The organism is Streptomyces sp. NPDC046939 (assembly GCF_040644575.1).
Lineage (GTDB): Bacteria > Actinomycetota > Actinomycetes > Streptomycetales > Streptomycetaceae > Streptomyces.
The window spans coordinates 1-24,620 of record NZ_JBEYWV010000044.1; the positions used below are offsets into that span (position 1 = coordinate 1).

General features: G+C 70.9%; 13 protein-coding genes and 3 pseudogenes. 5 read left to right on the forward strand and 11 right to left on the reverse strand.

What is annotated here, in order from left to right:
- Positions 1-134: 134 nt before the first annotated feature.
- From ABZ877_RS35125 to ABZ877_RS35140, 4 genes and pseudogenes are all read right to left on the reverse strand, one after another.
- Positions 135-1,007 (reverse strand): TauD/TfdA family dioxygenase, encoded by an 873-nt coding sequence (locus ABZ877_RS35125; protein ID WP_361079823.1) that lies wholly within the window; start codon positions 1,005-1,007, stop codon positions 135-137.
- A gap of 24 nt (positions 1,008-1,031) precedes the next feature.
- Positions 1,032-10,604 (reverse strand): amino acid adenylation domain-containing protein, encoded by a 9,573-nt coding sequence (locus tag ABZ877_RS35130; protein ID WP_361079924.1) that lies wholly within the window; start codon positions 10,602-10,604, stop codon positions 1,032-1,034.
- On the reverse strand, positions 10,604-14,629 hold the full coding sequence (locus ABZ877_RS35135; RefSeq protein ID WP_361079825.1) for an amino acid adenylation domain-containing protein: 4,026 nt from the start codon (positions 14,627-14,629) through the stop codon (positions 10,604-10,606). The genes ABZ877_RS35130 and ABZ877_RS35135 overlap by 1 nt, the downstream gene beginning before the upstream one ends.
- Positions 14,630-15,417: 788 nt before the next feature.
- Positions 15,418-15,504, reverse strand: a pseudogene (locus tag ABZ877_RS35140) (3-beta hydroxysteroid dehydrogenase); the annotation flags it as partial.
- Positions 15,505-15,569: 65 nt separating this feature from the next.
- Here ABZ877_RS35140 and ABZ877_RS35145 point away from each other — a divergent pair.
- On the forward strand, positions 15,570-16,163 hold the full coding sequence (locus tag ABZ877_RS35145) for an SMI1/KNR4 family protein (RefSeq protein WP_361079826.1): 594 nt from the start codon (positions 15,570-15,572) through the stop codon (positions 16,161-16,163).
- Between the two features lie 16 nt (positions 16,164-16,179).
- On the opposite strand, the pseudogene ABZ877_RS35150 reads toward ABZ877_RS35145, so the two are convergent.
- Positions 16,180-16,420: pseudogene (locus ABZ877_RS35150) on the reverse strand (IS5/IS1182 family transposase); the annotation flags it as partial.
- A gap of 220 nt (positions 16,421-16,640) precedes the next feature.
- On the reverse strand, positions 16,641-17,180 hold the full coding sequence (locus tag ABZ877_RS35155) for a phenolic acid decarboxylase (RefSeq protein ID WP_361079828.1): 540 nt from the start codon (positions 17,178-17,180) through the stop codon (positions 16,641-16,643).
- A gap of 178 nt (positions 17,181-17,358) precedes the next feature.
- Here ABZ877_RS35155 and ABZ877_RS35160 point away from each other — a divergent pair.
- A pseudogene (locus ABZ877_RS35160) lies at positions 17,359-17,595 on the forward strand (MarR family transcriptional regulator); the annotation flags it as partial.
- On the opposite strand, the gene ABZ877_RS35165 reads toward ABZ877_RS35160, so the two are convergent.
- Both ABZ877_RS35165 and ABZ877_RS35170 read right to left on the reverse strand, forming a co-directional pair.
- Positions 17,518-18,582 carry a recombinase family protein gene (locus ABZ877_RS35165; protein ID WP_361079830.1) on the reverse strand — a complete coding sequence of 355 codons (1,065 nt, stop codon included), beginning with the start codon at positions 18,580-18,582 and terminating at the stop codon, positions 17,518-17,520. The pseudogene ABZ877_RS35160 and the gene ABZ877_RS35165 sit on opposite strands and share 78 nt — an antisense overlap.
- Before the next feature lie 239 nt (positions 18,583-18,821).
- Positions 18,822-19,514, reverse strand: coding sequence for a TetR/AcrR family transcriptional regulator C-terminal domain-containing protein (locus tag ABZ877_RS35170; RefSeq protein WP_361079832.1), 693 nt, complete (start codon positions 19,512-19,514; stop codon positions 18,822-18,824).
- Between the two features lie 53 nt (positions 19,515-19,567).
- On the opposite strand from ABZ877_RS35170, the gene ABZ877_RS35175 reads away from it, so the two are divergent.
- Positions 19,568-20,686: an NAD(P)/FAD-dependent oxidoreductase gene (locus tag ABZ877_RS35175; protein ID WP_361079834.1), complete on the forward strand. Its 1,119-nt coding sequence runs from the start codon at positions 19,568-19,570 to the stop codon at positions 20,684-20,686.
- A 203-nt stretch (positions 20,687-20,889) separates the two neighbouring features.
- Here ABZ877_RS35175 and ABZ877_RS35180 read toward each other — a convergent pair whose 3' ends face one another.
- The gene (locus ABZ877_RS35180; RefSeq protein ID WP_361079837.1) at positions 20,890-21,489 is read right to left on the reverse strand and encodes a helix-turn-helix domain-containing protein; all 600 of its coding nucleotides are present in this window, start codon (positions 21,487-21,489) and stop codon (positions 20,890-20,892) included.
- Positions 21,490-21,660: 171 nt separating this feature from the next.
- Between ABZ877_RS35180 and ABZ877_RS35185 the strand changes: the two genes are divergently transcribed.
- Positions 21,661-22,395 (forward strand): SDR family oxidoreductase, encoded by a 735-nt coding sequence (locus ABZ877_RS35185; protein WP_361079839.1) that lies wholly within the window; start codon positions 21,661-21,663, stop codon positions 22,393-22,395.
- Positions 22,396-22,803: 408 nt separating this feature from the next.
- Entirely contained in the window at positions 22,804-23,097 is a 294-nt protein-coding gene (locus ABZ877_RS35190) for a YrhB domain-containing protein (protein WP_361079841.1), read from the forward strand.
- A gap of 100 nt (positions 23,098-23,197) precedes the next feature.
- Here ABZ877_RS35190 and ABZ877_RS35195 read toward each other — a convergent pair whose 3' ends face one another.
- On the reverse strand, positions 23,198-23,569 hold the full coding sequence (locus tag ABZ877_RS35195) for a hypothetical protein (protein ID WP_361079842.1): 372 nt from the start codon (positions 23,567-23,569) through the stop codon (positions 23,198-23,200).
- Positions 23,570-23,782: 213 nt separating this feature from the next.
- On the reverse strand, positions 23,783-24,493 hold the full coding sequence (locus tag ABZ877_RS35200; RefSeq protein ID WP_361079844.1) for a TetR/AcrR family transcriptional regulator: 711 nt from the start codon (positions 24,491-24,493) through the stop codon (positions 23,783-23,785).
- Between the last annotated feature and the right edge of the window lie 127 nt (positions 24,494-24,620).

Consider the following 24,620-nt stretch of genomic DNA (forward strand, 5'->3'; position numbering starts at 1 on the left):
GGCCACGCAACCCACGCGCGGGGACTCGCCCCACCCTGATGCTCCGGCGGGCCCCCGCGGCCCCCCTCGCCGCCCCCCCCCCGGGGGCCCGGCCCCGCGCGGGCCGCCCACGGACGCCAGTACTGAGTGCGCCGTCAGGCCTTGACGGGGCCGCCGTTGATGGCGACGCGCTGGCCGTAGCGGGCGTAGGGGTAGTAGTCGTACGTCGCGTGGTGCTGCACGCAGCGGTTGTCCCAGAAGACGAGGGTGCCCGGGGTCCAGCGGACGCGGCAGTGCAGGACCGGCCTGCGGGCGATCATGTCGAAGAGCATGTCGAGCAGCGCCCGGCTCTCGTCGGCCGCGAGCTGCGGGATGCGGCTGGTGTACGCCTTGTTGACGTAGAGCAGCTTGCGGTCCGTCTCGGGGTGGCGGGCCACGAGCGGGTGTTCGCTCTTGGGGACGACGTAGTCCGGGGGCAGGGTGTAGCCCGCGAGGGCCTGGGCGCCGTCGTGGATGGCGGTGAGCGGGTCGAGCAGGGAGCGCATGGCGGGCGAGAGCATGTCGTAGGCCAGGTGCATGTTGGCGAAGAGGGTGTCGCCGCCGCACCCGGGTTCGGGGATCTCGGTGATGTAGAGCATCGATCCCAGGGACGGTTCGGCGTCGGCGGTGCCGTCGGCGTGCCAGCCGTTGCCCGCCACGTTCGCCGCGGCCGACGTCGTACGGATCTCCAGGATGTAGGGGTCGCCCTCGGGCGGCGGCGGGCTGACGGCGCGCAGCTCACCGAAGGCCGAGGCGAAGCGCTTGTGGTCCTCGGCGGTGATCGTCTGGTCGCGGAAGACGAGGACGTGATGGTCGCGGAACGCGGTGCGTATCTCCTCCAGTTGCTCCGCGGAGAGCTCCTGCGACAGGTCGACACCGCCGATCTCCGCTCCCAGCACGGGGGTGATCCGTTCGGCGGTGAGCGTGCGGTAGGGGTGCACGGGCCGTGTGGTCACCGCTTCCAGTGCTTCGCGCTCGTATGACTCCATGACATCCTCCGGAGGGGGGTGGGGTTACAGGTCTCGGTCGAGCACCGGGCCGGTCAGCGCCGCGGTGATGGTCTCGGCCACCGCGTTCACATGGGGCGGGGCGACGATGCCGTAGTGGTCCGTGGGCAGGGTGCGCCGTACGGCGGTGGAGGGCAGGCAGGCGCTCCACTGCCGGTCCGTCTCCCCCGGATCACCAGGTGCGGGCATACCGGCTGTGGGCAGTTCGGCCAGCCACAGGAACGTGGGGACGGAGGCGAGCGGCCGGACCTGGTGCTCGCCCAGGCTGCGCAGGTTGGCCCGGCAGCAGCGGGCCAGTCTGTCGGCGTACGCCTGCGCGTGTTCGGCCGACACCGGTGAGGCCGCGGTGCCGAGTTCGGCGGCGAACACCTTCTCGAGGTGGGTCTCGTCGTAGGCGGCGACCAGCGCGTCCGCCCGCGGCGGTGGCGGATCAAGGAGGTGGAGCGTCTCCACCCGCTGACCGGCGGATTCGGCGAGGGCGGCCATCTCCATGGCCACTCTGGCTCCGTACGACCATCCGGCGAGGTGGATCCGGTGGTCGGGGCTGCCGAAGCGGGCGCGGAGTGCCGCGTCGTAGTGGCGGGCGCGTTCGGTCAGTGTCCACGCGGGCAGCGTGCTGTCGCGCAGTGCCGGGTCGGCGATCAGGCACACGGTCGGTACGGGGCCGAGCGCTGCGGCCAGGGACCGGTAGGCCTGGATGTCTCCACCCACGGGGTGTATCAGGCACAGGACGTCCGGTCCGGTCCCTTCCTGCCAGATCTCGACCCCCACCGGTGTTTCGGTGCTCTCGGCCGCGTCCGTCCCGGCGGGTGCGAGGGCCGCGTCGAGGTGTTTGAGGATCTCGGCGAGGCTGACCCGGTGGCTGAAGGAGCCCAGCTCGAACGCGACACCGAAGTCGTCCTCGATCTGGACGATCAGGCTGATCATCATCAGCGAGTCGGCGCCCAGGTCGTACAGGGAGTCCTCCGGGTCCAGTCGGTCCACGCCCAGCAGGTCCTGGATCACGCGGGTCATGGCGCGGGCTCGCTCTTCGGCGCCGTCCTCGACCCGGGCGGCCGCCTCGTCCGTGCGATGTGCCGGTTCGGACGGTGAGGAGGGCTGCTGCACCCGGCCGGCGTCGGCGGGTGCGTAGAAGGAGCGGGAGAGGTCGAGGTCGGTGGTGGAGACGAGGAGTTGCGGCAGTTGCAGGGCCAGGGCCCGGCCGAAGACCGCTTTGCCTTCCTCGACTGTCAGGCCGACTTCCAGGTGCGCCTGATGGCGGCGGTCGGGGTTCGCGACCTGTGTCGCCATTCCGGTCTCGCGCCAGATGTCCCAGTCGATGGCGAGGCGGACCGTCGTCTCCGTTTCCGTGGCGCGGTGGTGGGCGAAGCCGTCGAGCAGGCTCGCGCCTGCCGCGTAGTCGCTCTGGCCCACACCCCCGAGGAGGGCGGACATGGAGGAGCAGTAGACCGCGAGTTCCGGCCGGAAGCGCTCGATCAGGTGCTCCACGACGAGGGCGCCCCTGTCCCGGGCCGCGGCGGCGTCGCGCATCGCCGTGGCGTCGCGGCGTACGAGCAGTCCTCCGAAGCCGAGGCCCGCCGCGTGGACGATCCCGTCCAGGCGCGGGGTGTGCTCGGCGACGGCCGCCGCTATGTCTTGGACGGGCTGGACGGCCAGATCGGCCGGGACGAGGCCGACGCGGTCCGCCCAAGGGGTCAGTTCGGCGGGCAGCCGCGGGTTTCTCGACAGCAGCAGGACGCGGCTGCGGGTGTGTTCCAGCAGCCATGCGGCGATGGCGCGGCCTATGCCGCCCGTGCCACCGAGGATCAGATGGACGGTGTCCTCGTCGGACGGTACGGGCAGGGGGCGCGGGTCGGCCGTCTCGGCCACGGGTACGGTGCCTGGACGCCACCAGTAGCCCTGCCGCAGCGCGACCTGCCGGGGCAGAGCCGGGCCGCCGGACTGTTCCGCGCGGCGTGCTGCGCCGACGATCGCGGCCACGTGTCCGGCCCAGCCGGTGAGGTCGCCGTCGGGGAGATCCAGCCAGTGTCCGGTCAGGGCGGACTCCTGCGGGGCGACCTCGACCGGCCCGGCGAGGAAGGCCAGTTCGGGCCTGTCCACGGTCCCGGCCACGGGTCGGGCGCCGTACGACAGCCACCACACGCGCGGGGTGCCGGTCCGCCCGGAGAGGGCCTGGGCCAGGGCCGCCGTGGTGTCCAGACAGGCGTGGCGGGCTCGGTCCAGACTCTGGGAACCGACGGGACCCGTCACTTCCAGGGGCAGCGCGTGCACCCATTCCGCGTCGGCGAGGTCCCAGGGGTCGCCGCTGCCGCCGTCGGAGAGGGCGTCGAGCAGCAGGCACAGGGATTCCGGGTCGGCCGGGTCGGCGTCGAAGACGTCGGGGCCGCGGCGGGCGAAGGTGCTTGACGCGCGCACCAGTACGACGCGCGACGCGACGGCCTCGAAGGGCGCGCACGCTTCCCATGGGGTGTTCTCGCCGGTCATGACGATCACCGCGGGCGCGCGGGTGGCGGGCGCGGTGGTGTCCGTCGTGGCGGCGCGGCGCAGCCGGACCCAGTGCGACTGGTGCAGCCAGTCGGCCTGGGGAAGCCGCTGGGGCCGTCCGGCCGGGGCGTCGGGCGTGCGGTCCTCCGGCATGTGGTTCCCGGACGTGCGGTTCCCGCGCGTGCGGTCTTCCGGCGTGCGGTTCCCGCGCGTGCGGGTCCCGGGCGTGCGGTTCTCCGGCGTGCGGGTCCCGGGCGCGCGGTTTCCGGGCGTGCGGTCGAAGTCGTACTCCGCGAGCGCGAAGGACGGGGGCGGGAAGTCCCAGGGCGCCGGGGCGGGCGCCGTCCGCCAGTCGACAGGGGTTCCGGCGGTCCAGTGCTCGGCGAGTTCGTGCGCCGTGCGGCCGTGGGCGGGTACCGGGGTGGCGTCCGGGTCCGCGACACCGTGCGGGACCTTGCCCGCGGCCACCGCGCGCAGCCATTCCACGGCGGTGGCGGCGTCCTCGACGGGGGCCGCGCACCGCAGGCGACGAGCGGGGCGCCCGGTCTGCAGATGGCGCAGTACGGACTCCAGGCGCTCGGGCCGCAGGCTCAGGTAGTCGGCGATGCGGGTGGCGTCGGCGGCGAGGGCGTCCGTGCTGGAGGCGGAGAGCACCAGGCAGCGCGGCACGGTGTCGGGTGCGGTGGCCGCCGTGGTGTCGGTCCCGGTGTGCTGTTCGACGATGACGTGGGCGTTGGTGCCGCCGATCCCGAAGCTGCTGACCGCGGCCACCCGTCCGCGCTCCCCCGGCCAGGGCGCGGCCTGGCCGGGGACGTGGAAGGGGGTGGGGTCGGGTCCGATCTCCGGGTTGAAGGCACGGAAGTTGATCGTGGGCGGGACGATTCCGTGGTGCACGGCGAGGGTGGCGCGTACGAGGCCCACCACTCCGGCGGCCGCGCCGAGGTGGCCGAGCTGGCTCTTGACGGAGCCGAGCGCGCAGCGCCCGGACTCGCTCACGTCGAACGCCTGCCGCAGTGCTGCCACTTCGATGGGGTCGCCAAGGCGGGTGCCGGTGCCGTGTGCCTCCACGTAGCCGAGGTCGGCGCCCGTGCGTCCGGCGCGGGCCAGGGCGGTCCGGATCACCTCGCGCTGCCCGGCCAGGGACGGCGCGGTGTAACTCATCTTCGCCGTACCGTCGTTGTTGATGGCGGAGCCGGTGACGACCGCGTAGACGGTGTCCCCGTCGAGCTGTGCCTGCCGCAGCGGTTTGAGGACCACGACGCCGACGCCGCTCGCGCCGACCGTTCCGGTCGCGTCGTCGCTGAAGGGACGGCAGTCGCCGTCCGCGGAGAAGATGTGCTGCGGGCGGTAGCGGTAGCCGCCGGTCAGCCCGGGGTCGATGAGGACGCCCGCGGCGAGCATCACGTCGGCCTCGCCCTGCCGCAGCAGACCGGCCGCGAGGTGCACGGCGACCAGGGAACTGGAGCACGCGGTCTGGGCGCTGAAGGCGGGGCCGGTCAGCCCGAGGTGGTAGGCGGCCTTGGTGGCCAGGAAGTCCTTCTCGTGGTGCAGGGCGAGCTGGAAGCCGTCGGGCAGCCGGTCCGGGTCCGCCTCGCGGAGCATGCTCTGGAAGTAGGTGTTCTCCCCGGCACCGGCCACCAGACCCACGCGCGTGGCCGAGGTGTCCGCGATGCCGGCGTGGGCCAGCGCCTGTACGCAGGCCATCAGCAGGTGCCGCTGCTGGGGGTCCATCAGGCGCGCGTCCTGCGGGCTGATCCCGAAGTGGCCCGGGTCGAAGTCGAGCATCCCGTCGAGCGTGCTGTGCGCACCGATGACACCCTCCGGGGCGTCGATACGGCGGATGCCGGTGCCGCCCGAGACCACCAGGTCCCAGAACGCGGCCAGGTCCGGCGCGCCGGGCACGCGCACCGCCATGCCGACGACGGCGATCGGTTCGCCGGGCCGCGAGGTCCCGCCGGTCCGCTCGACCGTAGGAGCGGGCGCGGGGGTGGCGGAGAGGTGGCGGGCCAGGGAGCGGACGGTGACGTGCTCGAACAGGTCCGCGACGTTGAAGCGCAGGCCGAGCTCCGTGGTGCAGCGCAGGTGGAAGCGCATGAGGCTGAGGCTGGAGGCGCCTGCCTCGAAGAAGGTCTGGTCCGGTGCGATCGTCGCGCCGGTGACCTCCTCGAAGGCGGCGGTGAGCCGTTCCTCCTCGGCGGAGAGGCCGGTGCGGGCGGCTGCCGAACGGGACATCTCCTCCCCCGGTGCCCGCAGCGCCGCCTGCCGGTCGAGCTTGCCGCTCGGGGTACGCGGCAGCTTCCGCAGGCTGCGGAAGCGGTCCACCCGGACGTAGGCGGGAAGCGCTGCCGACAGATGGGCGGTCAGGGCGTCGGCGGACAGGGACGCGTCGCGGACTTCCAGGCAGGCCGTCAGCCGGTCGCCGTCCCGTACGACGACGGCGCCCGCCACGTCGGGATGGCGCAGCAGGGCGGCTTCGACGGAGCCGAGTTCCAGCCGGTGGCCGCTGAGCTTGATCTGCTGGTCGTCGCGGCCCGCGTAGTGGAGCAGGCCGTCACGGTCGAACCACGCCCGGTCGCCGCTGCGGTAGAACAGGCCCGCGCCGGGCACCTCGACGAAGCGTGTGCCGTCGGAGTCGGGTTCGTCCAGGTAGCAGCGGGTGGTCATGGTGCCGCCGATCAGCAGCTCGCCGGTGCACAGGGGCGGCACCGGATCGCCCTGGGCGTCCACCACGCGCAGGTCGGCGCCGGCCACCGGGCGTCCGATGGCGGGCCGTTCGGGCCACCGAGCGGGGTCGCCCTCCAGGCACAGGGCGCTGACCACGTGTGTTTCGGTCGGCCCGTAGTGGTTGAAGAGGCGGGCGCCGGGCAGTCCGGCGAACCAGCGGCGGATGGTGTCGGTGCACACCAGTTGCTCGCCCGCGGTGACCACTTCACGCAGCCGCGAGGGGTACCGGCCCAGGCGGACCCCGTACTCAGCGAGCAGTTGCAGGGCGACGTACGGCATGAAGATGCGCTCGGCGCCGGTGGACTCCAGCCTCTCCAGCAGCGCGGGGGCGTCCTGCCGCCACTCCGGGCGGACGAGCCGGAGGCTGCCGCCGGTGCACAGGGTCCCGAAGATTTCCTGGAAAGACACGTCGAACGCCAGCATCGAATACTGCTGGGTGGCCGCGGGGGCGGTCAGGCCGCCGGGTCCCGACTGCCACCGGATGAGGTCGCACAGCGTGCGGTCGTAGATCTGGACGCCCTTGGGGACGCCGGTGGAGCCGGAGGTGAAGAGTGTGTACAAGGGGCGGGCGCCCTCGTGAGCGCGCCGCTTCCGGGGTGCGGCGGACGACGTACTACTTGTGTCGTCTGCGGCGTCGCCCTCGTGCGTGCGCCGCTTCCGGGTGTCGGCGGACGGCGCACCCGTGTCGTCCGGCGCGCGACACTTCCGCGTACCGGCGGACGGCGCACTCGTGTCGTCCGTGGCGTCGCCCTGGTGCGTCGCCGCGTCCGTCAGCGTGACGAGGTGGCGTTCCACGCCGTCCTGGAGCAGCGTGTCGAGCGCCGGCAAGCCGTCCTGGGTGACCAGGACGCACAGCGGGTCGACGCGTTCCAGGACGCGGCGCAGCGCGTCGGCCGGGTAGGAGGGATCGAGAGGGACGGCGGTGACGTTCAGCCGCGTCAATGCCAGCAGCGCCACCACGTGTTCGGCGGACGGTTCCATGTACAGGGCCGCCCGGCAGGGGCTGCCGTCGGCCGGGATGGCGTAGCGCTCGGCCAGTTCGGTGGCGAGGTCCTCGGCGAGGGCGTCGAGCGCCGTATAGCTCAGGGTGCTCCCGTCGGCCGTGACGACAGCGGGGGCGTCCGGGGTGCGGGCGGTCTGCCGGGCGAAGCCTTCGGCGACCGTGGTGAAGCCGGGTTCCGGGGCGGGTCCGCGCCCGTGCGACGGCAGGGAGCGCCGGTAGGGGGCGACCAGCTCCCGCACGGTGGAGGGGCCGCCGGAGGCGAGCGTGGCCACGGCCCGCCGCAGCAGCCGGGCCATCGCCTCGACTGCCTCGCCGGTGAACCGGTCCTCCGCGTACTCCCACAGCAGGTCGAGCCCGTCGGGGTGCTCCACCACGGAGACCGTCAGGGGGCACTTGGCCTCCGCCGCGGCCCACCACAGGGGACGCTGGACGCAGCCGGGCAGCCGCAGCCCCGCGAAGTCGGTGTTCTCCAGGACGAACAGGAAGTCGAACGGGGTGCCGTCCCCGGCCGCCTCCCAGCCGGTCAGCACGTCGGCGAGCGCCACGTCCTCATGGCGCAGTACATCTCGTGTTCCGGCACCGGTGCGGGCGAGGTGTGCCCGCAGGTCCTCGTCGGGTGCGACGGTCACGGGCAGCAGCACGGTGTTGGCCATCATGCCCACGCTGTCCTCGAAGTCGCCCACGGGACGGTTGGCGACGGGGCCTGCTATCCGCGGGCGGAGCAGGCCGGTCACACCGTACAGGCTCCAGGAGAACAGGCCGAGGAGCACCTGGAAGCGGGTCAGTCCGAGCTCGGCGCAGAACTGGTCCACCCCGGCCCGGTGCACGACGTCGAGTGTCGTGTGCAGCAGCCGCGCCCGCGTCGCCGGATCGGTGCCGGGGGCGGGCAGAGGTTCCTGCGGCTCCTCCATGGCGCGGTAGTACGCCAGGAGTTCATCGCGCTGTGCCTGGTAGGCGGCGGTCGAGAACCAGGCGCTCTGCCAGGCCGCGAAGTCCAGCGGGTCGGGTACGGGCCGCTGGTGCCGACCAGCCGCGGCGCCAGCATCAAGGGCGCCGGTCCCGGCGTATTCGGCGGACAGGTCCCGCAGCAGGTTGCTCAGTGACCAGCCGTCGACGGCGATGTGGTGCAGATGCAGCAGCAGTGTGCCGCCACCGGCACGGGGCAGCCAGGAGGCCCGGAACATGCGGGGGACGGCGAGGTCGAAGGGCTCGGCGAAGAAGGCGTCGGCGACAGCGTGCGCCTCTTCCTCGTCCCAGGCCCGCTGTGTGCCCGGCTCGTGCCAGGGATCGTACGGTTCGCCGACCGTCTGAAGGAGTCCAAGGGGCCCGGCGTCGAAGCTCGTACGCAGCGCCGCGTGGCGTGTCACCAGGGCCCGCAGCGCCCGCCGGAGGGCGGCGGTGTCGACGGGCCCGTCCACGCGGAAGGCCTGACCGACGGAGTACGCCCGGGACCCCGGCGCGCGACGCTGCAGCAGCCACAGCCGCTGCTGCTCGCTCGTGGCGGGCGCCGAGGAGGCACCGGCGACCACGACGTCCGGGTAGGGGCTCTCCTCGCCGGGGCCGGTCGTGGTGACGGCTCGGGCGATGGCGGCCAGGTCACCGTGGAGGACGGCCGCCTGTGCCAGGTCGCGGCCCCACCGCTGCCGGACGGCGAAGCGGAACCGTAGGGCCTTCAGCGAGTCGCCGCCGTTGGCGATCCACCGGTCGCCGAGCCGGAGGCCGGTGACCCCCAGGATCTCCTCGGCCAGCTCCAGGACCTCGCGCTCCGCCCGTGTCGCGGCCGGTCCCCCGGAGGAGGCGGGCTGCCAGGGCCGGCCGGCCTGCAAGTGCAACGCGGCTTGGTCGACCTTGCCGTTGGCGTTGAGCGGCAGTTCCTCGACGAGATGGATCCGGTGCGGGCGCATGTAGACGGGCAGGCGGGCCGTGAGGTGGCTGTCGAACTCCTCGTAGGTCAGCTCCTGTCGCAGGGCGACGAACGCCAGCAGTTCGTTCGGGCCGTCCTCGCCCGCACGCCGGGTGCACACGTAGGTCTGACGGACCGCCGGGTGCGCGTCGATGTGCCGCTCCACCTCACCGGGTTCGATGCGGAAGCCGCGGACCTTGACCTGGCGGTCGGCCCGGCCGATGTACTCCACCCGGCCCTCGTCGTCGGCCCGGACGAGGTCACCGGTGCGGTAGTACCGCTCCTTGCCGCCGTCGAGCCAGCGGAGCCGCACGAAGCGCCGCTCGGTCTCCTCGGGGAGGTTGCGGTAGCCGGCCGCGAGTCCGGGTCCGCTCAGGAGGAGTTCGGCGACCTCGCCCGGTGCGGCGACCCTCTCCTGGCCCTGCGGGACCAGGACGGCGCCGGTCCGCGGCAGGGGTCGGCCGATGGGCACCACGTCACCGTCGAAGTCCCGCGGGATCGGGTGGCACAGGGCGAAGGTGGAGGACTCCGTGGGCCCGTAGGCGTTGAACAGGCGGGTGGCGCTGTCGGCGTTGTCCCGGTACCACTGGCGCATCACCTTGGCGTTGAGCTGCTCACCGCCCACCAGGACCCGGCCGACCGAGGCGAAGCAGTCCGGCACGGCCGTGACCACCGCGTTGAAGAGCGCGGCGGTGACGAACATGGTGTCCACCCGCTCGCGCCGCAGTGCCGCGGCGAGCCGCTCGGGGGTCTGCACGTCCTCGTCGGACAGGACCGCACAGCAGCCGCCGGACAACAGGGGGACCCACACTTCGAAGCTCAGCGCGTCGAACGCCGGATTGGCCATCCAGGCGTAGCGCCGGCCGGGTCCGGCACCGGGGAAACCCGGGTCCGCCAGCCGTGTGATTCCGGCGTCGCGGACCTCGACTCCCTTCGGCTGTCCGGTGGTTCCCGAGGTGTAGAAGAGGAAGGACACGTCACCGGCGGCGGGCGGCGCCTGCACGGCGGCCGAGATGTCCGGGAGGCCGGGCAGCAAGGCGTCCGCGAAGAGTTCCCGCACGTCCTGAGGAAGCACGGTGGCGCTGTCGGGAGCGGCGTGCACCAGGACGGTCGCGCCGGAGTCGGCGAGGATGAAGCGGCGGCGTTCGGCGGGGCTCTGTGTGTCCAGCGGCACCACGGTGGCGCCGAGCCGCAGAATGCCCAGCATCACGCAGACCAGCCGCCACGAGCGGGGCAGCGCCACCGCCACGGCCTGTCCTCGCGTCACGCCCTCGCGCGCCAGTGTCTCGGCCACGGCCGCGGCCGCGGCGTTCACCGTCGCGTAGTCCAGCCGTACGTCGCCGTCGACGACCGCGACCGCCCGAGGCGAGCGCAGCGCCTGACGGTGGATCCCCTGGGCGATCCCGGCCGGTGGCTCCGTGTCCTCGGGCACACGGGTGGGGGAAGTGGGGAAGTGCGGTTCCATCATGCCTCCGACGTGCCGGGAAGGGTCTTGCGGCCCGTCGTGGCGTCTTCTTGATCGGTCGCTGAACGGTCCAGTTCGGCGGTGAGGACGGCGGCCACACGCGGCAGTGCGTCGCTCTCCAACATGTCCCAGTGGCCGCAGGCCACCGGCTCGACCTCGAACCGGCCGCTGACGCGGCTGCGCCAGAACGCGCGCTGACGGGCGGCCGCGCCCTCGCTGCCCTCCCCCGCCGACTCCCCCTCCGGCTCCTCCTCCACGGCTGTCGCCTGCATCAGCACGACACGGGCCGAGGACTCGGGCACGACGTAGTGGCGTGTCGTCTCGCGGTGATGGTTGTAGACGGTCAGGTACCGGGCCACCTGGTCGTCGTCGATGCCCGGGTACATGCCGTTGAAGCGCACCAGCTTCTCGCGGAACTCGTCCATGCCGACCGGAGCGATCCGGGCGCGCTGCTCCGCGTCCTCGGCGCCATGGGTGTCGAGCAGGACCACGCTGACCCTTTCGTGTCCGGCGGCCGCCAGGTGACGGCCCATCTCGTAGGCGACCAGGCCGCCGTAGGAGAGCCCGGTGAGGACCAGTGCCTCGTCGGGGCGGGGAGCGACGAGCCGCAGATACTCCTCGGCCATCGCCCGGACGTCCGGCAGGGTGGACTCGCCGGGGTTGATGCCCGGCGCCTGGAGTCCCACCACGCCGACGTCGGCGGGCAGCGCCGTGGCCAGGGGCAGATAGCAGAACGCGGTGCCGCCGGCGGGGTGCACGCACACCACGCGCCGTCGGCCGTCGCCCGCGCGGAACTCCACGAGGCTGCTGTGGTCCGTGGGCTGCGACGCCTCGCTCCTGTGGACGCGTACCCGCTCGGCGAGCGTCTCGATGGTGGGGTGCAGCATGACGTCCCGGACCGGCAGGCTCACGCCGAGTTCTTCCTGGACGGCGGAGGCCATCTTGATCGCGGAGATGGAGGTGCCGCCGAGATGGAAGAAGTTGTCGTCGATCCCCACGTCCGGGTGGAGCAGCACCTGCCGCCAGATCCGGTAGAGCGCCATCTCGACCTGATCGCGGGGCGTGGAGGTGTTGACCCGCTCCGTGCGGCTCTCCGCGACGGCGCGCAGCACCGCTGTCCGGTCCACCTTGCCGCTGCGGTTCAACGGGAGCCGGGGGAACTCGGCCACCACGACGGGGATCATGTAGTCGGGCAGGCGGTCTTGCAGAGCGGCGCGCCATGCGTGCGGTGTCCACGTCGTCTCGCTGTCACGTCCCACACCGGCGACCAGGTGCGGGCCTCCTGGTGTGTCGCGGTCGGCGAGCACCACCGCTTCCCGCACCCCTGGCACCGACAGCAGCGCCGCCTCGACCTCGCCCGGTTCGATGCGGAAGCCGCGCAACTTCAGCTGGTCGTCGCCGCGGCCGACGTACTCGGCGTTCCCGTCCGGCAGCCAGCGCGCCAGGTCGCCGGTGCGGTAGACGCGTGCGCCGGGTACGAACGGGTCGGGGAGGAACCGCTCGTCGGTGAGGTCGGGGCGGTTCAGGTATCCACGGGCCAGGCTCGCTCCCCCGAGGTACACCTCGCCGGTGACTCCTACCGGCACCGGCCGCATGCGTGCGTCGAGCAGGTACAGGCGGGTGCCGCGCAGAGGTCTCCCGATGGGGCACGGCCGCTCGTACGGCTGCGGGTCGGTGTAGGCGGTGGAGTAGAGCGTCGCCTCGGTCGGGCCGTAGCCGAAGCAGATGCGCAGGCCGGGCAGCGCCTCGCGGATGCGGTGCAGGGCGGCCTCGGGCAGGGACTCGACACCGGTGAGGAGCTGGCGCAGGCCCAGCCCGGCCAGGCGTGCGGCCGGATCCTCGTCGATCCACAGGATGTAGGACGGAGGCAGGAAGGCTTGGGTGACCTGGTGTTCGCGCAGCCAGCCCACCAGCAGCGCGGGGTCACCCCGGAGTTCGTCAGGGACCAGGTGGAGCACAGCTCCGGTGGTCAACGGTACGAGGAGTTCGTGCACGGAGGCGTCGAAGCCGATGCTCGACCAGGCCGATGCCGCCTCGCCGGGAGCGTCTCCCATGAGTGCGCGCCAGTGGTCGAAGAGGTTGACGACGCTGCCGTGCGTCACCGCCACGCCCTTGGGCCGGCCGGTCGATCCGGACGTGTAGATGAGGTAGGCGAGCCGCGCCGGGTCCGCGTCGACCGGCGGTGCTTCGTCGCGCGTTCCCTCGGCCTCCGTCGCCGCCAGGTCCCGCCACAACTCCCGGTCGCCGACGGCGTCGTCCGCACGATCGGTCAGTACGAGTACGGGTGCGGCGTCGTCCACCATGGCCGTGAGCCGCTCCGGGGGCTGCCCGGGGTCGAGCGGCAGATAGGCGGCCCCCGCCTTGAGGATGCCGAGCACACCGACGACCAGCTCGGCCGTGCGCCCGGCGTGCAGGCCGACCACGCGATCAGGTCCGGCGCCGCGGGCGATCAGCGCGTCGGCGAGCCGGTTGGCGCGGCGGTCCAGGGTGGCGTAGTCCACCTCCGTGTCCCCGGCCACCACCGCGGTCTGCCCCGGCCGTACGCGCACCTGTTCCGCGAACCGCTCCAGCAGAGCCGCAGATGCCGGTGGGGCCGGCATGTCCGCGCCGGGCCCGGTGCTGAAGGTCGCGAGGATCTCCCGCTGCTCGTCCTCGTCCAGCAACGTGAAGTCGGTGATGTGGGCCTCGGGCCGTTCGGTCATCAGGCGGAGCACGCGGAGCAACTGGCGCACGTACCGCTCGACGGTCTCCCGGTCGAACAGCGCCACCGCGTAGTCGATCTCCCCGGTGAGCTGCCGGCCCTCGTCGGCCAGCGCCAGGACCATGTCGAACTTCGCCGGGACGTGGACCGCGTCCTCACGCAACTCGACCTTCAGGTCCGGGAGTTCCAGTTCCTTGCGCATGGAGGGGACCCAGGCGAACAAGGTCTGGAACAGCGCCGTGTAGGCAGGGCTCCGCGGCGGGTTGACCACTTCGACGACCCGCTCGAAGGGCAGGTCGACGTGGTGGAGGGCGTCGCGGATCCGCTGGTTCACCCGCTTCAGGGCGTCGCTGACGCTCGGCGCCCCGGAGAGGTCCGCGCGCAGGGCGAGCGTGTTGACGAAGAAGCCGATCAGACCCTCGACATCGCCGCGCCGACGGTTCGAGGTCGGGGCGCCGACCACGATGTCGTCCTGCCCGGAGAGCAGGGACAACAACACCGACCAGCCGGTCAGGACGGTCGCGTACAGGGAGACATCGTTGTCAGCGGCGAGTTCGCGCAGGGCCCGTGTCAGCTCCTCGTCGACGGACACCGGCACGCGGTCCCCGTCGAAGACCTGCTCGGGCGGCCGAGGCCGGTCGGTGGGCAGGGACAGCACGGCCGGGGCATCGGCCAGCGCCGCGGCCCAGTAGTCGGCGTGCGCGGCCGGCTCCTCCCCCGCCATCCAGCCCCACTGCCAACGGGCGTAATCGCTGTACTGCCAGGTCAGATCGGGCAGCGACGCGTCCTGCCCCTGCTGGAGCGCGGTGTACATGAGGCCGAGCTCCCGCAGCAGCAAGGAGCGCGACCAGCCGTCGAAGATGATGTGATGGGCTGTCAGCAGCAGGACGTGGTGGTCCGGTTCGAGTGCCACCAGGCAGCCGCGGACCATGGGCTCCTCACCCAGACGGAACGGAGTGCCCTCCACCTTCCGCCTCGTCCGCGCCAAACGCTCAGCAGCGTCCGGCAGCGCCGTCAGATCCTCGAAGGTCACCGGGAACCCGGTCTCCGGCGGATCGACGACCAGGAGCGCTGAGCCGCCGGACGGCACCAGCCGGGTACGCAGCGCCTCGTGCCGGGCCGCCAGCAAGTGCAACGCCTGGATCAGCAGGTCGCGGTCCAGCTGCCCGTGGATGTCGAAGGGCATCGGCTCGTTGTACGCGGCACTGGCCTGTCCGTCCATGCGCGCCGTTACCCATAGACGCTCCTGCGCCAATGACAGAGGCGCAGGGGATATGTCTTTGCCGGAGTGATGGGTGACCGTGACCGTGGTGGGGGAAGACACTGATTACCCTTCGCGAGAAGAGAACGCGGCGAAAAAGGCGGGATTTTTACATGAACGGGGAGGATGGCTGACGCGGATATGCATGTCATCACGCATACCCGGCGCAAGCTGCTCGACAGAATGCGGACAGCTTCGAACACAGCAGGTACGGCTGAGTGAAGACGGAAGTGAAACAGGGGACGGTAGTTTGTGTCCGACCTCAACCAACGGAATCTATTGGCGAGCGTGCAGAAAGTTATTTCAGGTTCCGGAACGATTCTTCACCGGCGCAGTGGCGCCTCGACTGGCCTTCCGAGAATCGCCGCCCTATGAGAACTCCATAAAGTTGCCCCACGTATGCACGAGGAGCAGTCGAAGGATTAGTGTTCGTTCCTGACCACCCCCGCAGTGGTTCATTTCGCCGATATTAGATGCGGGCTGATCTTGGGGTCAACAGTGACCCACGCCACACCGGATGGGCGGCGCGCTCGTCGCCTGGTGAACGGTGGGTGAAATGCTGGGCTTGCCCGGAAATAAGCGGCGCCTAAGCCGTCACGGCCGCCCCGATCGGTACCGACATGGCGCGCTTCATAGCGCCTCATGACTCTTCGACCGGTCCGGCAGAAACGGCCCGGTATGTGCGGTGGCGAGGGCACGCCGCCGGGCAGGTCGCCCGCTTCCCGGGACTTCGCGGGGACCATTCGTCCACCGATGAACTCAACGAACCGCAATGCCATGACAACTGCTGAGCGGAACCCGAAAACGACGCCCGCGGCCTCCTCGCCGCCCTCGTCAGCCACGGCGTACTAGGAGGTCCCGGCGGGCGCCGCTTCGAGGGGCGGGCGGAAGAGGACTGCTGCGTCCAGGGCTTGCATGGCCGGCCGGCGCTGGGTGCCGCCTTGGCGCCATGGCGTCCGTGTGAGCGGACTGATGGTCTGCACGAGACCCTTAGGCTCGTCCCATGACTGAGTCGCCCCTCACCGAAGCTGAGATCGTCGAGGCCGAGCGGGAACTCGGTGTTTCCTTTCCCGATGAGTACCGGGTGTACCTACACGAGGTGAGCGCTGGCGGGGCGCTCTTCCGGCTTGAGCGGACAGGGCGTGGTTGGTGGTGGGCCGGGAACGATGAGGCGCGGCGCGAGCTGCTGGCTGCTCCCTTTCCGCATCCCGACTCCTACACCGGGGCGGACGACGAATTGATGGCGTGTGAGCCAGAGCCCGAGGCGTTCGAGGACGACGCCGCGTACCAGGAGGCTTGGCGTGCCTGGGACGACAAGGTCGGCAGGTTCGAGGACCTGAAGACGGCCGGTGCGGTCGTCATCCAGGAGCATGGCTGCGGCTTCTCCACCTTGTTGGCCCTGACCGGCCCTCTGGCCGGCACGGTGTGGTGGGATGGACGGGCTACGTGTGACTTGATTGTTCCGCTGTCCCTGGATCATGCCTGCGGCGCCCAGCCCGTTCGATTCGGGCAGTGGTTGGAGCACGGTTCCTGGGCACTCTTGCCGCCGGGTTGGGGGCCACCACCCGTTCCGCCAAGTCCCGTAGTTCGCCGTTAGGTTTTTGACGTCGTGGTCATCGTCGGCTCCGGATGAGGATGCCTGCGCGGCGGAGTGCGGCCTGGTAGGCGGCGATCGCGAACTTGTCAGTCCGTGTGGCCAGGCCGCGCCACTGCGCTTGAGGGGGTTGATGCAGCACTCCGCGGTGTTGCGCTGCCTGTATGCCTCGCTGTATCGAAGCGGGGCGGCCGGCCACCGGATCGGCCTCGCCGCAGACGGTGGCCGACTTGGTCGGACGGCTGCGGGTCGGACTCCACCGGTCATGTGCTGCACCAAGCCACAGCGGTGTCGGTGTCGGCAGCGACCTTGTCCAGCAGCGTGATACCGAACCCCGCCCACGTCACAAGAGGTGACGTGGGCGGACGGACGAACGGCACGGGCGACCCCGCCCCGGTACCGGAACGTCACCGGCGGCTACGAGAGCCCTGGGCTCCGGTTTCGGAGCGGTGGACCAGCGGGTTCCCGGCGGTGAGGCATTCAGTTGACGCGGTCGGCGAAGCCCTCGGGCAGGTCCTCGGGGCCCACCGCCACGACACTCTCGTCGTTCTCGCCCACGTGCTCGAACAGGGTGATGCGGGCGAACTCCGGGACGATGTAGATCGGATAGGTGGGGCCGGCGTCCCGGTAGGCGCGCATCTCGTCCAGGTGCTCGTTCTGGTACAGCACCGTCCTGCTGCCGTCCTGCTCGATCCACTGCGGGAAGAAGATGGTGCCGTGCAGGACGCGGCGGCGGGGCAGCACGTTGACGACGACCGAGGTGCCGGTCGGCTCGTTCCACGAGACCTTGTAGACGTCGTCGGCGAGCCGCACCAGATCGACCTCCTGGTCCTTCACCCAGCGGCCGCCGACCATGCCTGAATGGATGCGGTAGTCGATGGTCGTGGCGTTCTTCACGTACATCTCGTACTGCCAGCCGTTGGCGTACGTGTAGATGAACCGGTGCCCGGTGATGCCGGACAGGTCCTGCGGCGGAACGGGGTTCTCGACGGTGGTCGGGGTGTCGTGGCCGGTGCTCATGTGGTGCTCCTTGCTGTGCTGTCAGACGGTGGGCCGTTCGGCGTGCGGTTCAGGCCGGACAGATTCACCACCCACACATCACCGTGCCACAAAATATGTTTGTCACAAAACAACCTCCGCTTGGGTTCACAATGAAGGCATGCGCGACACAGGCAGGACAGCTGTAGGGAACGGCGGTATGGATGCGCCCGGGACACCGGGGGCGGCCCGGGTGGCCGCCGGACTGGGTGAGCTGCTGGGGCCGTTGCGGCGAGCCGTACTGCGCGCCACCCGCACCGCCGAGGGGCTGCCTGATCTACCGGAGGCGCAGATCGAGCTGTTGCGGGCGCTGTCCTCGTCACCCGGAGGGCTCAGCCCGGGCGCCGCGGCCGCCCGCCTGAGAGTGGCACCATCCACGGTGAGCAACCTCGTCCGGGCGATGTCCGCCGCGGGTCTGGTGGAACGGGTCCGGCCCGAGCACGACCAGCGAACCGTTGTACTGACCGCTTCCCAGGAGGCCCTGAAGCTGCTGGAGCGCTACGACCGCGCCAGCACCGCCGCACTCGTCCGGGTGGTCGAGGATTTGCCCGACGCCGACCGCACGGCACTGGACGAGGCCCTGCCCGCCCTGGACCGGCTGGTCGCAGCACTGGAGGCCGCCAACGGCGGCGGGGGCGGCACGTCGGCACCCTGACGGCCGACCGGTCCGGCCCCCGCTGAGCGGTACTGACGGCTCGGACGGTGCGGGTGAGGGCCGGGGGTATGTCCAGATGATGCCAACAAGCCTCCGCCGACGAGCAGGGCCCCCGGATTTCCTCCACGCGGAAGGCCTGGCCCACGGAGTACGCCCGGGAGCCCGGCGCGCGACGCGGGCGAGGGCAGCGATGGAGCGGCCTTCCACGTACGCGGTGCGCACGTCGTCGGTCTTCGTGGCTGCCACGGTGCGGCGGTGTCCGCCCTTGCTGCCCTTGGCTTCGGCGGCGCGCAGGCCGTCGTAGGTCAGCTCGCGCTGGAGGTCGCGTTGGAGTTCGCCGGCGGCGGCGAGGGGCTGCACCATGAACTTCACGGTGGACAGCAGCTTGCCGGTGCGCGGGTGGCGGGTGGTGAGGTCCATTGCGGAGAACGCGCCGTCGTGGATGCGCAGGGCGAGGCGGTCGCGGTGGAGGACGTCGAGCACGTCGAGGATGTGGCCGGTGCCGCGCACCAGGCGGAACATCTCGGAGATGTGCACGGTGTCGCCCGGCCGCGCGTACGCCAGCAGTTCGCCGAACTTCGGGCGCTGGAGGGGGTGCAGGCGGCTGGAGGTGCACGGGTCCGCCTCGAAGACGACCGGGTCCTCGATGCCGGCCTCGTTCAGGACGAGGTTCTGCCGGGCGGTCGACTGCTGGTCGGTCGAGACCCGCTTATAGACCAGGTTCGCCACCGAAGGCCCCTTCCTGATGGAGGATCGGGACCTCATCTGTCATCAAACCCAGTCAGCAATCGCCATCGGATCTGATTGGATTCGGGCCGCCGCGCACCCCTGATCGCACGGGTTCATTGGACGCGCCCGGTGCAGTGCCAACGCCTTCAGTGGCGCAACCTAGGCCATCACCGAGCGCTGACTTCATGGCCCATGGGCACCGGGCGTCGAGCTCGCTCACCTTCGGCAAGGGCTGAGCGTCATGCCGGCGGCTGGGTGAGTTTGGTGGCCACGGCATCGAGGATCCAGTCCAGGCCGGTCGTGAAGGAGGTCTCGGCGTCCACGTCCGTGCCGTCGTACACGGCCTTGGTCAGCGCCGGGAAGCGACCGGTGGCCAGCATCCTTGTCAGATGCGGGCCGGAGGCGTGCTGCCAGTCGTGCTTCGACAGGCCCGTGGCGCGCTCGGCCCGCAGGTTCGCGATCTCGCGCCTGATCGCGCCGGTGAAGTAGGCGCCGACAGTCTCCACCGCGCGCATGGCAGTATCGATGTCGGTGAGGCTGTCCAGGGCAGCCAGCGTGGCCTCGCCCACGGCGAGGGCGTTCGGGCCCAGGGTCGGGCGGCCGCCAAGCAGATCGGCCAGCCATTCATGCCGGAGAGCGGCCTGCCTGGTGCGATGGGCGAGGGTACGCAGCGCCTCCCGCCAGTCACCGGGCTGCTCCTGGGGGAGGATCTCGGCGTAGACCTCGTCCACCATGAGGTCGAACAGCTCCTGCTTGGTGGAGATGTAGCCATACAGCCGCATCGGGCCCGCGTTCAGCCGGGCGGCGACCTTGCGCAACGACACCGCCTCCAGTCCGGCCTCGTCGGCCAGCGCGATGGCGGCGGCCACAATCCGCTCCCGGTCGAGCGGTACGGGGCGAGTCGGCGGCTCCGGCCGGTCCCACACACTCATGGTTCACACCGTTCTGCTGCGATGCATCGTATTGAGCAATACAGTGTATCGCCATGAGACATCGTATCGCTGTGGTCGGGAGCGGCCCCGGAGGCCTTACATTCGCCCGTGTCCTGCACCGCCACGGCTACCCCGTCGCCGTCCTCGAACGCGATCCCGCCCCCGACGTCCGCCCCCCAGGCGGCACGCTGGACCTGCACGAGGGGCTGGGCCAGCTCGCCCTGGACAAGGCAGGGCTGCTGGAGGACTTCCAGGCGTTGTCCCGCCCCGAGGGGCAGGCCATGCGCATCCTGGACGCGGACGGCACCGTCCTGCGCGACTGGCGACCCCGCCCGGACGACCGGGCCAATCCCGAGATCGACCGCGGGCAACTCCGTGACCTGCTGCTCGGCCCTCTCGACGTCCAGTGGGGGCGGAGCGTGACGCAGGTAGTGCCGGGGACGCAGGAGGGTGTAGTAGTCCGTTTCGCGGACGGGCGGCAGGAGACGTTCGACCTCGTGGTCGGCGCGGACGGCGCCTGGTCCCGGACACGCCCGGCAGTCTCCTCGGTGACGCCGCACTACACCGGCGTCACCTACGTCGAAACCTCCCTCGACGACGTCGACACCCGCCACCCCGACCTCGCCCGGCTGATCGGCGACGGTTCCGTGGCCGCGTACGGGGTGAACCGAGCTCTCGTCGCCCAGCGCAACAGCGGCGGCCACGTCAAGGTGTACGCCCAGTTCCGCGCGCCGTTGGACTGGCACACGCACCTGGACCTGGCCGACGTCGAGGCCGTGCGATCGAGCCTGCTGGCTCTGTTCGACGGCTGGGCCGCTCCCGTCCTCGACCTCCTCCGCCACGCCACCGCTTTCGTCCACCGCCCCCTCTACGTCCTGCCCGTGTCCCACACCTGGACCCACGTCCCCGGGGTGACGCTCCTGGGCGACGCCGCCCATCTGATGCCCCCATTGGGAGCGGGCGCGAACCTCGCGATGCTGGAGGGCGCCGAACTCGCCGAGGCCATCGCCACCAGCCCTGGAGATCTGGACGAGGCCGTCCACGCCTTCGAGGAACAGATGTGGGCCCGGGCCGGCAGGTGGGCGAAGATCACGACGGCTGGTCTGGAACGCCTCGTGAGCCCGGACCCCGCCGAAGCTCTCGCCCTCTTCGACCAAGTCCAGCCATCCTGACTGCCAAGCGAGAGCACCAGCACCGACAGCTCACCACGGCCTGAACGAGCGGCAGGCCGAGGTGTTCTCGTAAAGGGCGACGGCCCGTTGGATGTCGCTCCAGTCATGATCAGCAGCACGTCCAGCCCGGCGAAGCCGAGCCCTATGAGTCAACTCGCCAGGACGACGACGTACTTGCGGAGCAGCAATGAGCAACGATCCGCTCAATCAGCGGTTCTGTCCCGCGTCGGATGACACTGCGGCGACAGTCCGTCCAGGGTGAGGTCGAGGAGGCGTTCGGCTTGGTCGCGCTGGTGTGGTTTGCCGCAGGCGAGGGCGATGCCGGTGAGGGCGGCGAACATGTCGGCCGGGCGGATGTCGGCGCGGATCGTGCCGGCTGCGACGCCGGCGTCCATGAGGGCGGCGAGGGCGGCCTGGATCAGCTGGTGGCTCTCGTTGTAGGGGTCGGTGCCTGAGTCGACGACGGCCTGCAAGGCTTCGGCCATGCCGAACTTCGCCGTGACGTAGTCCATGAAGTGCCGTGTCCACGCGTGCAGGGCCCGATGCGGCGGCATGGCGGCCAGGAGGTCGGGGGCGGCGTCGCACAGCCGGGCCAGTTCGTTGCGGTAGGCCGCCTCGACGAGGGCTTCGCGGGTGGGGAAGTTGCGGTAAAGGGTGCCGCTGCCCACGCCGGCCTCCTTGGCGATGCGCTCGAAGTGGGCGTCCAGCCCCTCCTCGGTGAAGACGCGCACCGCGGCGGCCAGGATCTTGTCCCGGTTGCGCTGCGCGTCAGCGCGCAGCGGACGGTGGGGTTCGCGGGTCATCAGGGGCCCTTCATCGTCACGGCGTCACGGCTTGCCAAGTGGAGGCGTCGCCACTTACGGTGAGCTAACCGGCGGCGCCTCCACTTTCATCCTAGGGCACGTACCGAACTGCCCCCGTACCAAGTCGCCCCTGTCGAGACGCCGCCCCCCCTTTGGAGAGGACCTTTCAGCATGTCAGGAATCGCAGGCAAGGTCGTGGCCATCACGGGCGCGGGAGGCGGTATCGGTGAGGCAACCGCGCTCCTGCTCGCCGAGCGGGGAGCCAAGGTCGTCCTGGGAGCACGGCGCGCCGACCGCCTGGAGGCATTGGCCGCCCGTATCGAGAAAGACGGCGGCCAGGCCGCCTGGATCCGTACGGACGTGAAGCGCCGCGCGGACCTGGTGGGCCTCGTCCGCACGGCACGCGAGCGCTTCGGAAAGCTCGATGTGCTGGTCAGCAACGCGGGCGTCGGCCCGATCTCCCGGCTGGACGAACTGCGCGTCGAGGACTGGGAGGAGATGATCGACGTCAACCTCAAGGGCGTGCTGTACGGGATCGCGGCCGCGCTGCCCGTCTTCCGCGAACAAGGGAACGGGCACTTCGTCAACACGGCCTCCGTGGCAGGGCTGAGCATCAGTCCCACGATGTCGGTGTACGCCGCCACCAAGAACGCCGTCCGCGCTGTCTCCGAAGGGCTCCGACAGGAAGCCGGGGACAGTTTGCGGGTCACCGTCGTCTCCCCCGGCTTCGTGCGCACCGACTTCGCGGACTCCATGACCCCGGAGCTGAGGGGACAGATCGTCGAGCAGATGGAGCAGATGGGACTCTCGCCGAACGCGGTGGCGCGCGCCATCGCGTTCGCCATCGAACAGCCCGACAACGTCGACGTGGGAGACATCGTCGTCCGCCCCACCGCGCAGGGCTGAACCAGCCGGCCGCCGCCGACTCCCAGAGGACCGGCGCCGCACTCATCGCCGCGAACGTGCAGGGTCGGATGGTGGCGGCTGGTCGAAGGCGATACGGCTGTTGGCCAGCAGGCCATGCGCTCATGCCCGGCTCTGCCCACGTCCTGGCGTTGATCGGGCTCGCGGCGTCGAAGCCGTACGGCCCGCGGGAGATCCGGTACGCGTTCGTTGCGGCGGTCGTCGGCCGCGTGGGCGCCCCGGATGCGCCGGAGACCTTCCATGTCCTGGCGATACTGACCCGCCAGTTGCTGGGGGCACGGGTCGGTCAACGCGGCCGAGTCCGGTGCCCCGATCGCCCAGGCCTAGTCCGGGCGACACTCCCCGTCTCCGAATCGGACCCATCCATATTGCAAGGGAGCTCCCTGAGTCGTGACCAAGGACGAAGCCGTAACGGCCGCAGAGAAGTTTCTGAAGAACATCGCGTATCCGGACCGGGCCGATTCCGTGGTCGTGCTCCCGGACACGGTCACGCCCCATCCGTACGCCTGGACCGTGCGCTTCGACTTCCAGGAGCACATCGACACCGGGGATCCGGCACAGGCTCCCTTCTCCTCACTGGTCGTCGTGCCCCATGACGGCGCACCGGCCCACTTCCCCCCGACCTTTCCACCGCCCTCGGAGTACCTTGACCTGCAGGCCGCCGGTACCTGGCCCCCCAAGTAGGGCCTCCCGCGGGCATCCCGGTCGATGCGTTCGGCGCGGTCCGCGGCCGACTTGACGGTGACGGTGGCGAACAGCTGGACGCGCCCTCTCGCCACCGTTCTCACACGGGGACGTAAAGGTCCTGCGGTGACGCGCCCAGGATGAACCCGTTGTCGAAGCGGACCTGCACCGTGACCATCGGCCCCTGTTCCTGGAACGCAACCCACGCGGGATGCAGTGCGCCGACCTTCTCCTCCAACTGCCTTTTGCTCTCCGGGGGCATGCCGTCACCGTAGGCGTCGAGCAGCGCCTTGAGCCGCTCGTACTCGCGAACATCGGCACCATCACGAACATGTTCGACGACTTCTTCCACGGTTCCTTCGGTATCGGCCGCGAGGGAGAGGATGCCGATGACCGCCCCGGACACTTCGATCGGGTCGGTCAGGCGGAGATCGGCGGCCAGCTTGACCCGCTGGCCTTCCTGCAGAGTCATGAGAGTCCCACTTCTACGGTCCGGTCGTACTCCCTCATGATCGCTCTCGTCCTGCCAGGCTGTGCTACCGCCCAGGCCCCGCTGTTCACCAAACCACGCGCAATGGACGCAAAGCAGGCAGACCCTCAGAACCGGCGCGGACAACTGCGCGACTGGCCACCGACCGGCCACCACGAGAGCAGCACACCCTACGGACGCAGAACGCGCAGACGCTCAGGCCCCCGGCCCCACCTCACCCGACGCCACCACCAACGCCCGCAGCATCAACTCCAACGCAACCTCGAACGAACTCCCGCCCATCAACGGCAAGTGCCCCCGCACGGCGGTAACCTCCGGATACTCCTCCTCGGGCAACCCCGCGTACACCCCACCCCACGCCAAGTCATCCGCCCCCCGCCGCGCCACAGGAAGGGCCTGTTGCGCGGCGTCCAGGGAGGCATGTCCCAGCACCGTGTCGATGAACGCCGCGTAATAGCGGACGGCCGACGCCCCGTCGAACCCCGCCCGCCGCAACAAGCCGAGGCCCGTGTCGACCGCCCGGAACTCGTTGAGCCGCCGCGTCACGCGGTACGCCGCGAGCGCCGCGACCCGGGGGTGGCGGCGGTAGCCCGCGTGGACCCGTCGTCCCATCTCACGCAGCCCGTCGACCCACGCCATGGTGTCGGGTTCGAACCCGGCCTGCGCCTCGCCGATGATCCGGTCCGCGAGGGCGAGCAGCAGGTCGTCGGTGTGGTGGAAGTAGCGGTAGAGGGCGCTCGGATCGCAGCCGAGCGCCGCGCCGAGTCGCCGCACGCTGAGCGCCTCCGCCCCGTGCTGTTCGACGAGCCGCAGCGCGCAGTCGACGATCACGTCCTCGGACAGCACCACCCCGGACTTGGTGGGCCGACGACGCCGCCGCTCCTGCGGAACACGTCCTTCCGCCATCCGTCCGCTCCCTCCCTCGGCGACGGGACCCCTTATGTCAACACCATTGACGCACCACTGACAACCCCGCTTTGATCGCAGCCTCCTCACCCCGCCCCTCACCCTCCCCGGCCACAGGAGCCTGCCC